This is a genomic window from Edwardsiella sp. EA181011 (assembly GCF_000800725.1).
GTDB lineage: Bacteria > Pseudomonadota > Gammaproteobacteria > Enterobacterales > Enterobacteriaceae > Edwardsiella > Edwardsiella anguillarum.
Genome location: NZ_CP011364.1, coordinates 910,518 through 924,050, shown reverse-complemented (window position 1 = coordinate 924,050; position 13,533 = coordinate 910,518). Strand labels below are relative to the sequence as shown.

General features: G+C 59.7%; 13 protein-coding genes. 11 read left to right on the top strand and 2 right to left on the bottom strand.

What is annotated here, in order from left to right:
- Positions 1-121 precede the first annotated feature (121 nt).
- From QY76_RS04125 to pckA, 10 genes are all read left to right on the top strand, one after another.
- Positions 122-2,236, top strand: a complete 2,115-nt coding sequence (locus QY76_RS04125; protein WP_034163872.1) for an IgaA/UmoB family intracellular growth attenuator — start codon at positions 122-124, stop codon at positions 2,234-2,236.
- 81 nt (positions 2,237-2,317) lie between these two features.
- The gene (gene yrfG / locus QY76_RS04120; RefSeq protein WP_045426128.1) at positions 2,318-3,019 is read left to right on the top strand and encodes a GMP/IMP nucleotidase; all 702 of its coding nucleotides are present in this window, start codon (positions 2,318-2,320) and stop codon (positions 3,017-3,019) included.
- Positions 3,016-3,426 carry a ribosome-associated heat shock protein Hsp15 gene (gene hslR / locus QY76_RS04115; protein WP_034163874.1) on the top strand — a complete coding sequence of 137 codons (411 nt, stop codon included), beginning with the start codon at positions 3,016-3,018 and terminating at the stop codon, positions 3,424-3,426. Before yrfG ends, hslR begins: the two co-directional genes overlap by 4 nt.
- A gap of 23 nt (positions 3,427-3,449) precedes the next feature.
- A complete protein-coding gene (gene hslO / locus QY76_RS04110; RefSeq protein WP_034163875.1) occupies positions 3,450-4,331 on the top strand; it encodes an Hsp33 family molecular chaperone HslO in 882 nt (293 codons plus the stop codon).
- Positions 4,332-4,564: 233 nt separating this feature from the next.
- Positions 4,565-5,200 (top strand): 4Fe-4S dicluster domain-containing protein, encoded by a 636-nt coding sequence (locus tag QY76_RS04105; protein ID WP_045426125.1) that lies wholly within the window; start codon positions 4,565-4,567, stop codon positions 5,198-5,200.
- 9 nt (positions 5,201-5,209) lie between these two features.
- Positions 5,210-5,995, top strand: coding sequence for a thiosulfate reductase cytochrome B subunit (gene phsC / locus QY76_RS04100; RefSeq protein ID WP_034163877.1), 786 nt, complete (start codon positions 5,210-5,212; stop codon positions 5,993-5,995).
- A gap of 79 nt (positions 5,996-6,074) precedes the next feature.
- Entirely contained in the window at positions 6,075-7,202 is a 1,128-nt protein-coding gene (locus tag QY76_RS19160; protein ID WP_235439444.1) for a cytochrome c family protein, read from the top strand.
- A gap of 59 nt (positions 7,203-7,261) precedes the next feature.
- Positions 7,262-8,077 carry a cytochrome c3 family protein gene (locus QY76_RS19155; protein WP_235439443.1) on the top strand — a complete coding sequence of 272 codons (816 nt, stop codon included), beginning with the start codon at positions 7,262-7,264 and terminating at the stop codon, positions 8,075-8,077.
- 57 nt (positions 8,078-8,134) lie between these two features.
- Positions 8,135-8,557 carry a rhodanese-like domain-containing protein gene (locus QY76_RS04090; RefSeq protein WP_045426118.1) on the top strand — a complete coding sequence of 141 codons (423 nt, stop codon included), beginning with the start codon at positions 8,135-8,137 and terminating at the stop codon, positions 8,555-8,557.
- A gap of 277 nt (positions 8,558-8,834) precedes the next feature.
- Positions 8,835-10,454, top strand: coding sequence for a phosphoenolpyruvate carboxykinase (ATP) (gene pckA, locus QY76_RS04085; RefSeq protein WP_045426115.1), 1,620 nt, complete (start codon positions 8,835-8,837; stop codon positions 10,452-10,454).
- An 88-nt stretch (positions 10,455-10,542) separates the two neighbouring features.
- On the opposite strand, the gene envZ is transcribed toward pckA, so the two are convergent.
- Both envZ and ompR read right to left on the bottom strand, forming a co-directional pair.
- Positions 10,543-11,928 carry a two-component system sensor histidine kinase EnvZ gene (gene envZ / locus QY76_RS04080; protein ID WP_034163882.1) on the bottom strand — a complete coding sequence of 462 codons (1,386 nt, stop codon included), beginning with the start codon at positions 11,926-11,928 and terminating at the stop codon, positions 10,543-10,545.
- A complete protein-coding gene (gene ompR, locus QY76_RS04075) occupies positions 11,925-12,644 on the bottom strand; it encodes a two-component system response regulator OmpR (RefSeq protein WP_005290509.1) in 720 nt (239 codons plus the stop codon). The genes envZ and ompR overlap by 4 nt, the downstream gene beginning before the upstream one ends.
- Positions 12,645-12,984: 340 nt before the next feature.
- On the opposite strand from ompR, the gene greB reads away from it, so the two are divergent.
- Entirely contained in the window at positions 12,985-13,461 is a 477-nt protein-coding gene (greB, locus tag QY76_RS04070; RefSeq protein WP_012850079.1) for a transcription elongation factor GreB, read from the top strand.
- Positions 13,462-13,533: the final 72 nt, after the last annotated feature.

Genomic DNA, 13,533 nt, shown 5'->3' with positions numbered 1-13,533 from the left:
CTGCCGTTACACTTTCTCTATCGTCTTCCGATGGTACGCGGCGTTCTTCGCGGCCATATCCGCGTTGCCGGGCAGAGAAAGGGCAAGACAGCAGCGCGATGATCACCGTGGGAGAGTCGGCGTGAATGTATCCATCGCAGCACTCCTGTATCTTATCCCCACAGCGGTTATTATCGGGTATATCTATTGGTACACAACGAAGAGAGCGTCGCGGTTGTCTGCATCCTTTCCCTTTGTCAAAACCAAACAGCGTAAACTGAATCCGGAAGAGCGCCAGGCGATTGCGGCCTACCTGCGTGGACTGGATACCGCGACAGAGAGCGCCGACCCGGCGCTGACGCTGCTGCACCAACGTCTGATGCCGCAAGGGGATCGGGTGTACTCCGTGACCCACGCGATCACCCGCTATGCCCTGGCTGGCGATACGCCCAGCCAGCACCGCTACTTCTTGGATAACCAAGAAATCCACCTGCCCGCGTTCTGGGAAAAGTACATCGCCGATGAAAACAGCCTGGAGCTGATCAAAACCGCAACGCTGCCGCTGGTCATAGCCATTAATGGCCATACGCTAGCCGAGAGCCTGCACAGCCAGCAGCTCCCGACGCCGACGCAGAGCGGCACCGCCTCGATCCGCCGCAGCGAAGGCGATCAGGTCGATCTGTGCGGCGTACGCAGAGAAACCCTGGCCGAATATCAGCTGCACCAGCGCAGCGGTGCCCGCCGCGCCATCCCGACGGCGCTGGCCCTGATTCTGCTCAGCGTGGCCCTGATCGTTCCCCCGACCCTGATGCCATGGCTGCTGGCGTTGGCCGTGCCGCTTCTGGGCTGGGGGCTCTGGTGCCTATACCGCAAACCCGGCGCCGAGCAGCGTAAAGAGATCCACCTGCTGCGCGGGACCCCCAAGCGCTGGGGGCTGTTTGGCGAATCCTGCGGCGAACAGCTGAGCAACGTCTCCGTCGGCACCCTGGATCTCCTGTATCCGCCCCACTGGCAGCCCTATATCCACCCGGATATCGGTCATCCGACCGATATCGAGATTTACCAAAACCGTCAGGTGGTACGCCAGGGGCGCTTCCTCTCCCTCAGCGATGAGGCCACCCAGTTTCCGCTACAGCCGTGGGGGCGCAGTGCGCTGCTGGGGGCCGCTGCGCTGATCGCGCTGCTGCTCCTGCTGACCACGCAGTCGCTGAGTATCCCCCTGAAGATCAGCTCCGCCTGGCTACACGGCGCCCAAACCCTCTCCGCCACCAGCGTGAAGCAGCTGACGGAGATGCCGCTGCAGGTCGGGGATATCCTGGATCTGCGCGGCAACGGAATGTGCCACGTACCCGCCTTCTATCAAGAGGGCGAACGCTACCCCTTCATGCCCTTCGACTGCAGCACCATTTATTGGGGCACCGCCTCGCCGATGGCGGATCCGAGCTCCGATACCATCAATAATGCCGCCGCGCTGCAGTCTACCGTCACCCGCCAGCTAACCGCCAGCGACAGCGATAGCAAGGTGAGTCCGGCCCTGGCCAGCGCCATTCAGAAATCGGGGATGATCCTGCTGGATGACTTTGCCGGGATCGTCCTCAAGACCGAGGCCCTGTGCGCGCAGAAAAATGAATGTACCCGGCTCAAGAACTCACTGGTGAACCTGGGCAACAGCAAATCATGGCCCGCGCTGCTGAAAAAAGCGCACGGCGGAGGACTGGAGGGGGTCAATGTTCTCATGCGACCGGCCAGCGCCCGCCAGCTGACCAATATCGTCAACAGCGCGGTATCTTCATTTTATTATCGTGAAACCCATAAGGCGGCGCAGCTGCTAGCCGTTACGCCGCCGGGGGGATTTTTAATCAGCAGCGATGAGGGCCATCAGTGGGTATCTCACCCACAGCCCAGCGTTTCACTGTATGACTACAGTCCGGTCGATCAGTGGCGCGAGCTGGAAAATCTGTCGCGCCTGCTGCTGAATACCCCTTTCCGGGCCCACGGCGTGATCACGGAGATCAGCACGGATGCCAACGGCACGCGTCGTATCATGCTGCACAGCCAGCCGGACGGATTAACCCTGTGGCGCTATCTGTTAATGACGCCGCTACTGCTGGCGCTCTGCGTGACCCTGGCGGTCAACGCCACGCTGTTCGTGCGACGCCTACGCGGCGCGCTGGCGCGTATTCCGGCGATCCAACGTTACTACGAGCAGTGCATCAATCATAAGATCATGCCGTTCGATCTGCCGCCGCGCCCTTAACGTGCGGCATGACAAGGTGGCGCCAGGAAAATATACTGGGCGACGCGATCCCGCCCTACATGCGTTTTCCGGAGTACGCCCATGGTTCCCACCCTCGACTGGAATGACATCGACACCGTCCTGCTGGATATGGACGGCACGCTGATCGATCTGGCCTTTGACAACTACTTTTGGCTAACGCTGGTACCGCAGACCTTAAGCGAGACGCGCGGCATTTCCCGCGCCGATGCTCAGGCGCTGATCCTGCGGGAGTACCAGGCGGTAGCCCATACGCTAAACTGGTACTGTTTCGACTACTGGCGTGAGCGCCTGGGGCTGGATATTCACCGCATGACCCTTGAGCAGGGCGCGCGGGTACGGGTGCGTCAGGATACGCTGCCGTTCCTGGATGCCCTGCGCGCCAGCGGGCGCCGTACCATTCTGCTGACCAACGCCCACCCGCACGGGTTGGCGATGAAGATGGCGCAGACCGGGCTGGATAGCCACCTTGATATACTCTATTCCACCCACCGCTTTGGCTATCCCAAAGAGGATCAGCGCCTGTGGCGAGCGGTACAGCATCAGTGCGGGCTGGATCCAGCCAGAACGCTGTTTATTGACGATGCCGAACCGATCCTCGACGCCGCGCACCAGTTCGGTATCCGCTACTGCCTGGGCGTCAGTAATCCCGACTCCGGTAGGCCGGAAAAACGCTTTGCCCGCCATCCGGCGATGAGCGACTACCGCGCCCTACTGCCGGCCATCACCGCCGGTGGGCCCGAGAACGACAGGAGGGCACAATGAAAGCCAGCGCCCAACAGGAGCAGGAGGGCGTCCGCCTGGATAAATGGCTGTGGGCGGCCCGCTTTTATAAAACCCGCGCCGTTGCCCGCGACATGATCGATGGCGGCAAGGTGCACTACAACGGGGTGCGCGGCAAGCCGAGCCGCAGCGTAGAGATCGGCGCCGAGATCCGCCTGCGTCAGGGCAATGACGATCGTACGATCATCGTGACCGCCCTCAGCGCCCAGCGCGGCGGCGCGGAGCAGGCTCGTCTGCTGTATCAAGAGACCGCGCAGAGCATTGCCAAGCGCGAGGCGATTGCCCAGGCCCGCAAGATGAACGCGCTGAGCATGCCGCACCCGGATCGGCGTCCCGATAAAAAAGAGCGTCGCAATCTGCTTAAATTTAAACACGGCCAGTCGGAATGACCGGCGCCTGAAGAGAGATAACTATGTCCCATCACGACCAATTACATCGCTACCTGTTTGACCATCTGGCCGTACGCGGCGAGCTGGTCAACGCCAGCGCCACCTATACTCGCATACTGGAAAATCACGACTACCCGGCCGCGGTACGCGTGCTGCTGGGCGAACTGTTGGTCGCCACCAGTCTGCTGACCGCCACCCTGAAGTTCGACGGCGATATCACGGTACAGCTGCAGGGTGACGGCCCGCTGAAGCTGGCGGTGATCAATGGCAACCATCGTCAGGAGATGCGCGGCGTCGCCCGTCTGCAGGGCGATATCGCCGACGGCAGCAGCCTGAAGCACATGCTGGGCAATGGCGTAATGGTGATCACCATTACGCCGAAAGAGGGGGAGCGCTATCAGGGCGTCGTGGCGCTGGAGGGCGAGACGCTGGCCAGCTGCCTGGAGGCCTACTTCATGCAGTCCGAGCAGCTGCCGACCCGCCTGTTTATGTTCACCGGGGAGCAGGACGGTCAACCGGCGGCGGCCGGTATGCTGCTGCAGATCCTGCCGACGCAGCCCAATAACCTCGACGACCTGACTCACCTGTCGCACCTGACCGCGACCGTAACCCCGCAGGAGCTGTTTACGCTGCCCGCCGACGAGGTGCTGTACCGCCTGTACAATCAGGAGCAGGTAACCCTGTTTGAACCACAGCCGATCACCTTCCGCTGCGGCTGCTCCCGCGAGCGCAGCGCCAGCGCGCTGATGAGCCTGCCGCCCCAGCAGCTGGAAGAGCTGTTGGCGGAGCGCGGCAGCATCGATATCCACTGCGACTACTGCGGTAGCCACTACCTGTTCGATCGGGTCGATATCGACGCGTTACGCGCCGGTGCACAGCCGGGCGAAGCGGGCCCGCTGCACTAATCATCTCATCACCTTTCCACGGGGGAATTATCCCCCGTTTTTATTCATTATTTTATTTTGATTAAGCCAAATAATATTAAACGCAGATTATCCCCTACCTCTTTTTAATGATCCGCCATTTTTTGATCCCTCTCTCTGTTCTCTACGCCCACGCCACCTAGAATTTAATCCGCCTGCCAGAAAATAAAAATAAAAACAGAATATATTTATATTTATATTTAATGGGATAATCTATGAAATATTATTCACGCCGCAGCATTATTGCTGGCGCCGGATTTATTTTGCTAGCGCCTGGCATACTGCTATCCAGCCCCACGCGCAAACAGCAGCAGTTTGCCCTGATCCACGATCAGTCAAAGTGCGTCGGCTGCAATGAGTGTATCCACGCTTGCAACCGCCTCAACCGGGTCGCCCCCGGCTATGCCCGGCTGGCCATCATCCCGCTGCCCGCCGATGATCCGCATGCGACCACGCCGCCCCACTTTCGCCACGGCTGCCAGCACTGCGATCCGGCACCCTGCCAGGAGGTCTGCCCCAGTCAGGCGACCTACCGCGATGCGCATGGTCTGATACAAATCGATGCCCGACGCTGCTCAGGCTGCGGCTACTGTATCCGCGCCTGCCCCTACCAGGCGCGCTATCTGCACCCGCAGCGCCGCGTCGCCGATAAGTGCGACTTCTGCAGCGCGACGCGCCTGCGCCATGGCTATATCCCCATCTGCGTACGCATCTGCCCCTATCATGCGCTCAGCTTCGGTGAGATGGGCTCCGCGGCATTCGATCTGAAGCTGGCGTTGGCGCCCCACTATCAGCACCACCTGGCTGGCACGCGTCACAGCCGCGTCTACCGCCTCACCGCCGATGACTAGGAGCCGCCGATGACCGCCGAACAACTGCAATCCTACCTCATGCAACGCACCGTCGCCGATTCGCCCGATGCGTGGCCCGGATGGCTGATAGCGCTGACTCTGGCCTGGCTTGGGCTGTGCGCGCTGCTGACGCTGCACGCCCTGCTACACCGCCGTCTTTGCCCCCCGCCAGCGCAGCGGCGCGACGCTGAGCGCCTCTATCTTTACCCGCGTGTCCTGCGGCTGTGGCACCTACTCAATGCGCTGCTGTTCCTGTTTTTGCTGTTCAGCGGGCTGTTGCTCCACGCGGCCCCGCTCCCCCTGGCAGCCACCCGCTGGCTGGTGCGCTGGCATCCCTACGCGGGCTATCTACTGCTGGGGCTATGGTGCGGCTTTATCCTGCTCAACGCGCTGGGAGCCAACGGCGTTCACTACCGCATCCGCTGGCGGGGGATCGCGGCGCGCTGCCGGTGCCAGGCCTACTTTTACCTGTTCGGTATTTTTCGCGCCGCACCGCACCCCTTCCACGCCAGCCCAACGCAAAAGTTTAACCCGCTACAGCAGCTAGGCTACTGCGCGGTGATGTATCTCATGGTGCCTGCGCTATTGCTCAGCGGTCTCGGTCTCGCCCATCCCCTATTCCTGCCCGAAGGAACCGCCTACTGGGTATTACAGGGACACCTTTTACTCTCATTCTTTATTTTAATGTTTATTAGCGTACATATTTATCTCTGCACGCTGGGTGACACGCCCGGAGAAATTTTTATGGCCATGGTGGATGGCTATCACCGCCACCATGCAACAGAAAATGAATAAATGGCGGAAAATAAAAAACACCACACCGCTGAATATAACTCTCCATCGCACCGCGCTTTATTAAGTCAAGGAGCTGACGATGAAAATACCCACCCGCTTAATCTGTCTCATTATAGGAATGTGCTGTACGTCATTAATGGCGGCGTCAGAGCTGGTCGCCCAACCGTCACCGCAGACCGAGACGGCATCGACGGCGCGTATCGACCTCAACCGCAACGACGGTATTCCAGAAAAGCCTCGTACTCTGCTGGAGTACGTAGGACAAGAAAAGGATTTTTTCGCCTATCTGCGTGAACATCACCCGATGTTCAAGTACGAGTCCGCCGGGCGCCTGGTTGGACAATACAGCATCAGCGATCGCCAGGAGGAGTTTGTCGACTTCGGCGGCGGCGATAAATATGCCGCCAAGCAGGGTCGCCCAACCGCGATCACCTACCGGCTCGGCTTTGAGTCTATCCTCGACTTCCCCAATAAATATGTCGGCCCGGAGAAGTGTGGCGAGTGCCACCCAGCCCAGTACCAAGCCTGGGAACGTTCACGCCACGCCAAAACCGTCCGATTCCCCAGCGAAATGGTTGAAATTCCCGACGGCGATCTGAACCGTGGACTGTACGGTAGCAAGGCTTCCGTCTTACCCCAGGGCATTACGGCAGACGCCATTTACGCAGTGATCGGAACGCCGCGGACCAAATATGGGTTTATCGACGGCTGGATGGTCCGCGGAACCTACCATATCGAGGACGGACTGCTCAGGGACGGCACCGGCACCATGGTTGCCGGCGGTAATCAGTTCTCCCGCGGGTGGGCCCAGTTCATCACGCCGGACATGGCGAAAAAGATCGCCAGCTTCGTCCCGGGATTCCCCACCAAGCTGGAGGACTTCGGCTCCCAGGGGTCCAGCGTCTGGGGGATGACCTCTTACGGAGCATCCAACCGCACCCGAATGCTGTTTCAGCCTGCCAGCGCCTACTGTGAGGTGTGCCACTCCATGAAGTTTGACTTCAACAGCAGCGAGGAGTTTATCGCCGCGCTGGGCAAACCGGAGGAGCTGCGCAAGCATACCATCGCCAAGGGATTAGCTGCGAAGAGTGCCATGGCGCGGGCGCCCATCTGTACGGCGCCCGCGGGGCCGGTATCCCCTCGAACTGCGAGCGCTGCCATCAGCGCTTCGCATACAATGAGGCCGATGCCGAGGCCAACCCGCTAAAACCATTTAACAGCTATTTCAAATCATCCTGCCCCTCCTGCGGCACCGAGGGTTCGCAGATGTACAGCACCGTCCACTATGAGAAAGGCATGCGCTGCAGTACCTGCCACGATCCCCATGCCGTCACAGCCAATGACTGGAAGGAGGGGTTTACCAAGACCACGCTGAAAAAGCAGTGCCAGGATTGCCACACCGAGCAGGCCGAATTCTTCGCTCAGGGCGATACCCACGGGCAAAGCAGCTGTACCGCCTGTCATATGCCCAACATGGGAAGCTGTGAAAACTTTGCCACGATCCAGTTCCCCGATATGGCCGGATTCGACAACGTACGGCGCGCCCATATCTGGAAAATCCGGGTAGACGAGACGGCAAAGACCCTCAATCCCCCGGAGGGAAAACCCCGTACCGCCGATATCAAAGGCTGGAGCATCGCCAAACAGGATGGCAAACCTTACCTGGATCTGATGTGGTCCTGCGGACGGACAGCGTTCAGCGATAGCGACGTGGTCGAAGGCGGCGGATGCCACAGCCCGGTGCAGACGGTATTTTCTGAGCGGCTGCAGTTTAAGGATCAGGAGAGCATCTATGCCAAGGTGGTGGAGTGGCAAACGCCGGTCAGGGACGGCTACGTGCGTATTCGCAGCGGGCTGGCACGCATCGAAAAACGTCTGGCGAAGGCACCCACGCTGGCTCTGAGCGATAGGGTACAAATCCGGCTGCTCAGCGGTCAGGCGCGTTCGCAGGCAGATCTGATCGAAAAAGACGGCTCCTGGGGACTGCACGCGCCCAACTACGCCAAGACCCGTATGGAAGAGGCCCTGCTGTATATCGAACAGGCTGAAACGATCCTCAATGAAGGCAAGGCGCCCAAATAAGGTCGGTCGCCGGAGGCCCCGCGCCGCCCGGCGACACCCATCACCAAGGAGATCATCATGATACGTTCCCCGTCACCGACCGCGATGCTGCTGGTGCTGACCATCGTCTCCGGCACGGTCTGCGCCGCCGATGCGCCAACGCCGGAGGCCCATGAGCCATCCGTTATCAGTATGCGGGCAGCCGAGGCACTGCTGGGCAAACCCAACGTCTATTTCCTTGACGCCAACACGCCGGAGATCTGGCAACAGGGGCATATTCCCGGTGCGATCTACATCAACCAGGCCAACTGGCCGGTGCTGCTGCCGGCCGATCGCCGGGCCACGCTGATCTTTTACTGTGCCAACCGGCTGTGTATGGCCAGCTACGATGCCGCCGGCACGGCGATGAGCCTCGGCTATCGGCAGGTCTTTCATATGGCGGACGGTATCTTCGGCTGGATCACCTCCGGCCGCGCCATCGAAAAGGCGGATACCGCATAGCGTCAGGGTCGCCAGCGGGGCATCTCCGCCCCCGGACGCTGGGCCGCGGAGGCTCTCCAGAGCGGGGCCGATGATCTGCGGCCGATGCCGCGTCAGGGCGGCGTGTCACCACGGGAGATCAACTAATAATTGATCCCGGCAGGGATTATCAAAATGGAAGGATCTACCACAAAATGGATTCCGCTGAATTTTTGTTTTTTTGATGACTATCTCGGTTAACAAAAAAGCGACCACATACAGTAAACGCAGATAAAAATAACCTACAAGGAGTAGTTCAATGCATGCCAAAGGCTTAACCGCAGCTGATCTCGCCTCCTACGGCATTTCTGACGTTACTGAAATCGTCCATAATCCCGATTACGACCTCTTATTCAAGGAAGAAACCGCCCCTGGCCTACAGGGCTATGAACGCGGTACCGTTACCTCTCTGGGCGCCGTTGCCGTGGATACCGGTATTTTTACCGGCCGTTCCCCCAAGGATAAGTACCTGGTGCGCGACGACACCACCCGCGATACCGTCTGGTGGTCCGATCAGGGCAAAGGCAAGAATGACAACCGCCCGCTGTCGCCGGAAGTCTGGCAGCATCTGAAGGGGCTGGTGACCCGCCAGCTCTCCAACAAGCGCCTGTTCGTCGTCGATGCCTACTGCGGCGCCAACCCGGACAGCCGCCTGAAGGTCCGCTTTATTACCGAGGTGGCCTGGCAGGCCCACTTCGTCAAAAATATGTTCATCCGTCCAGAGGCGGATGAACTGGCCGGTTTTGAACCCGATTTCATCGTGATGAACGGTGCCAAATGCACCAATCCGCAGTGGCAGGCGCAGGGGCTGAACTCCGAAAACTTTGTCGCCTTTAACCTGACCGAACGCATTCAGCTGATCGGGGGAACCTGGTACGGCGGCGAGATGAAGAAGGGGATGTTCTCCATCATGAACTACCTGCTGCCGTTAAAGGGCATCGCCTCCATGCACTGCTCCGCCAACGTGGGCGAACAGGGCGACGTGGCGATCTTCTTTGGCCTCTCCGGCACCGGGAAAACCACGCTCTCAACCGATCCCAAGCGCCGCCTGATCGGCGATGATGAGCACGGCTGGGACGATGACGGCGTGTTTAACTTTGAGGGCGGCTGCTACGCGAAGACCATTAAACTCTCCGCCGACGCCGAACCCGACATCTACGGCGCCATCACCCGCGATGCGCTGTTGGAAAACGTCACGGTGCGGGCGGATGGCAGCGTCGACTTTGACGACGGCAGCAAGACCGAAAACACCCGCGTCTCCTACCCCATCTACCACATCAAAAACATCGTGAAGCCGGTATCCAAAGCCGGGGCGGCCAAGAAGGTCATTTTCCTTACCGCCGACGCCTTCGGCGTCCTGCCGCCGGTCTCCCGCCTGACCGCGGATCAGACGCAGTATCACTTCCTGTCCGGCTTCACGGCCAAGCTGGCCGGTACCGAACGCGGCGTAACCGAACCGACGCCGACCTTCTCCGCCTGCTTCGGCGCCGCATTCCTGACGCTGCACCCCACCCAGTACGCCGAGGTGCTGGTCAAACGGATGCAGGCGGCCGGGGCTCAGGCCTACCTGGTCAACACCGGCTGGAACGGCAGCGGCAAACGGATCTCCATCCAGGATACCCGCGCCATTATCGATGCCATCCTCAACGGCGATATCGATCGGGTGGAAACCTTTACTCTGCCGATCTTTAACCTGGCGGTGCCGACCGAGCTGCCCGGCGTCAATCCGGCGATCCTCGATCCGCGCGATACCTACGCCAATCGCGAGCAATGGCAAGAGAAGGCTCAGGATCTGGCGCAGCGTTTCATCGCCAACTTTGACAAGTACACCGATACGCCGGCGGGCGCCGCGCTGGTTCACGCTGGCCCCCAGCGCTAGCTCACGCCCACGCGGAGATACGCCGCCGACGTAAAAAAGGATGCCCCAGGGCATCCTTTTTACTGTCCAGAGGCTCTCTGGCGGTGCATCAGACGCGCTCTTTACGCCGCCCGCCGCTGCGCGGCGCGGTCTCGGGCGCCGCGGTCGCGATCATATTGACCCGTCGTAAATAGGCACGGATCTTCAGTCCACCGCGCTCGCTGCGACCAATATCCAGCGAACCGTGATGGGCATCGATAATACGCTGAATGATCGCCAGCCCCAGGCCGGTTCCGCTGGTGGTTCTCGCGCTTTCACCGCGGACAAAGGGCTGGAACAGATGGGCCAGGTGCGCATCGTCGATCCCTGGGCCGTCATCCTCCACCTGGAACCAGGCACGCACCCCCTCCATGCCGCTGCTGACCTTGATCCAACCATTACCGTAGCGGGTTGCGTTCACCACCATATTGACGACGGCCCGCTTAATCGACAGCGGATGCGCATCGATCAACAGCTCACCGTCGGCCAGATCGGTATCGATCTCGCGCTCATAGCCGCTCTCCGCCGCCACGACCTCGGTCAGGATACCGTTCAGATCGCACGCCTCGGTCTGCATCTCCTGACCAGTGCGCAGATAGTCGATAAACTGCTCAATAATGGCGTTACACTCTTCCGTATCCTTGTTGATCGACTCCGCCAGATAGGCATCCTGCGGACTCATCATCTCTGTCGCCAGACGAATACGCGTCAGCGGGGTACGCAGATCGTGGCTGACCCCGGCCATCAGCAGGGTCCTATCGTCGGCCAGCTGCTTAACCCCCGCCGCCATCTGATTAAACGCCCGGGTCACCGAGCGCACCTCCGAGGCGCCATACTCACGCAGCGGCGGCGGGATCTGCCCCTTGCCAACCTGCAGGGCGGCATGCTCCAGCTCGACCAACGGCCGATTTTGTATCCGAATAAACAGCCAGGCTCCGCCGATCGCCAGCAGCATAATCGCCAGCGTGTAGCGGAACAGCGGTGAAAAATCACCCTGATGGATCTCCGTCAGCGGCACCCGCACCCAGATATCAGGCGATAGCCAGGTCTTGAGCCAGACCACCGGCGTATTCTTGCTGATTTCAACCCGCACGTCCGTCGGACCGCCCAGCTGCTGAGCCATCTGCTGGCTAAGGAACTGGTAATGTTGCGCCCAGCGCAGCCCGTTCTCCTCCGCCGCTGAATTGGTGTACAGCGAAATACCAAGCTCGCGGTAAATCTCGCGGCGAAACGCCGGCGGAACCTCCAGCTGGGTACCATCCTCCAGCTGCAGCTTATCCGTCATCAGCATCCGCACCTCATAGGCCAGCACCTTATTGAACTGTTGCAAACTGGGCAGAATGGCAAAGTTCAACACGACCAGGTAGGTCGTCACCAGGCTGACGAACAGCAGGGTAACGATCAGCAACAGGGTGCGGGCAAAAGAGCTGCGCGGCGAGAAACGCAGTCGTCTCATGCTTTACTGCCGTCCGGGACAAAGACATACCCCAGACCCCATACGGTCTGAATGTAGCGCGGATGCGCCGGGTCCTCTTCGACCATCCGACGCAGGCGGGAAATCTGCACGTCGATGGAGCGCTCCATAGCGCTGTACTCGCGCCCGCGCGCCAGATTCATCAGCTTATCGCGCGACAGCGGCTCACGCGGATGGCTCACCAGCGCCTTGAGCACGGCGAACTCGCCGCTGGTCAATGGCATCGGCTCATCGTCACGGAACATTTCACGCGTACCCAGGTTGAGCTTGAACTTGCCAAAGTTAATCACGGCGTCCTCTTGGGAGGGCGCGCCGGGCAGTTCGTTGGCCTGACGGCGCAGCACCGCGCGGATGCGGGCCAGCAGCTCACGCGGGTTAAACGGCTTGGGAATATAGTCATCTGCGCCAATTTCCAGGCCCACGATGCGATCCACCTCCTCTCCTTTGGCGGTCACCATAATGATCGGCATCGGGTTGCTCTGGCTGCGCAGGCGGCGGCAGATAGACAGACCATCTTCGCCCGGCAGCATCAGGTCCAGCACCATCAGGTGGAAAGATTCACGCGTCAGCAGACGATCCATCTGCTCCGCGTTAGCGACGCTGCGCACCTGGAATCCCTGTTCAGTCAGATAGCGCTCCAGCAGAGCCCGCAGGCGCATATCATCATCAACAACGAGAATTTTGTAATTTTCTTGCATGGTTTACTCCCAAAGGCAGAAAGCCCGGTGCTTATCTGTATAGCGGTATATGGCAATCAGGTTATGGGCCGCCGATATCGCGCGCACCCCAAGCGATCTATTGTCAGAAAAGTCTCTTTATTCAGACAGCAGATAATGGTTTATATTCTAGCCTAAATTGTTACAAAGGTTATTTATCTTATGCTTACGCGAGCTTGAATGCACCATCACGCCATTTATTCGCCCACGCGGGCAAAATGGGATAGGCTGTGCTGCGCCGCCGCGCGCGCAGCGCCTGCGTAATGACAGGGCCGCACGGCGCGGCACTGGACGATGTGGCATCCACTTCAGGTTATAACAGATGAAAACCCCGCTGATTACCCGAGAAGGTTATGAAAAACTCAAACAGGAGCTGGATTACCTGTGGCGCGAAGAACGCCCGGAGGTCACCAAAAAGGTGACCTGGGCAGCGAGCCTGGGCGATCGCAGCGAAAACGCAGATTATCAGTACAACAAGAAGCGCCTGCGCGAAATTGACAGACGCGTACGTTATCTGCGTAAGTGCATGAGTATACTTAAAATTGTCGATTACTCCCCACAGCAAGACGGTAAGGTCTTCTTCGGCGCCTGGGTCGAGGTGGAAAACGAACGGGGCGATATCAAGCGCTTTCGCATCGTCGGCTATGATGAAATCTTTGGCCGTAACGACTATATCTCCATTGACTCGCCAATGGCCCGCGCGCTGCTGAAAAAAGAGGTGGGCGATGCCGCGACCGTGGCAACGCCGCAGGGTGACGCAGAGTGGTATGTCAATGCCATCGACTACGTCACGCCATAGTCCGCCCGCGCGGGCTGGTATTTTCTTGGCTGACTCCGTATAACGGGGACTTGGCTTTTATCCATCAAGACT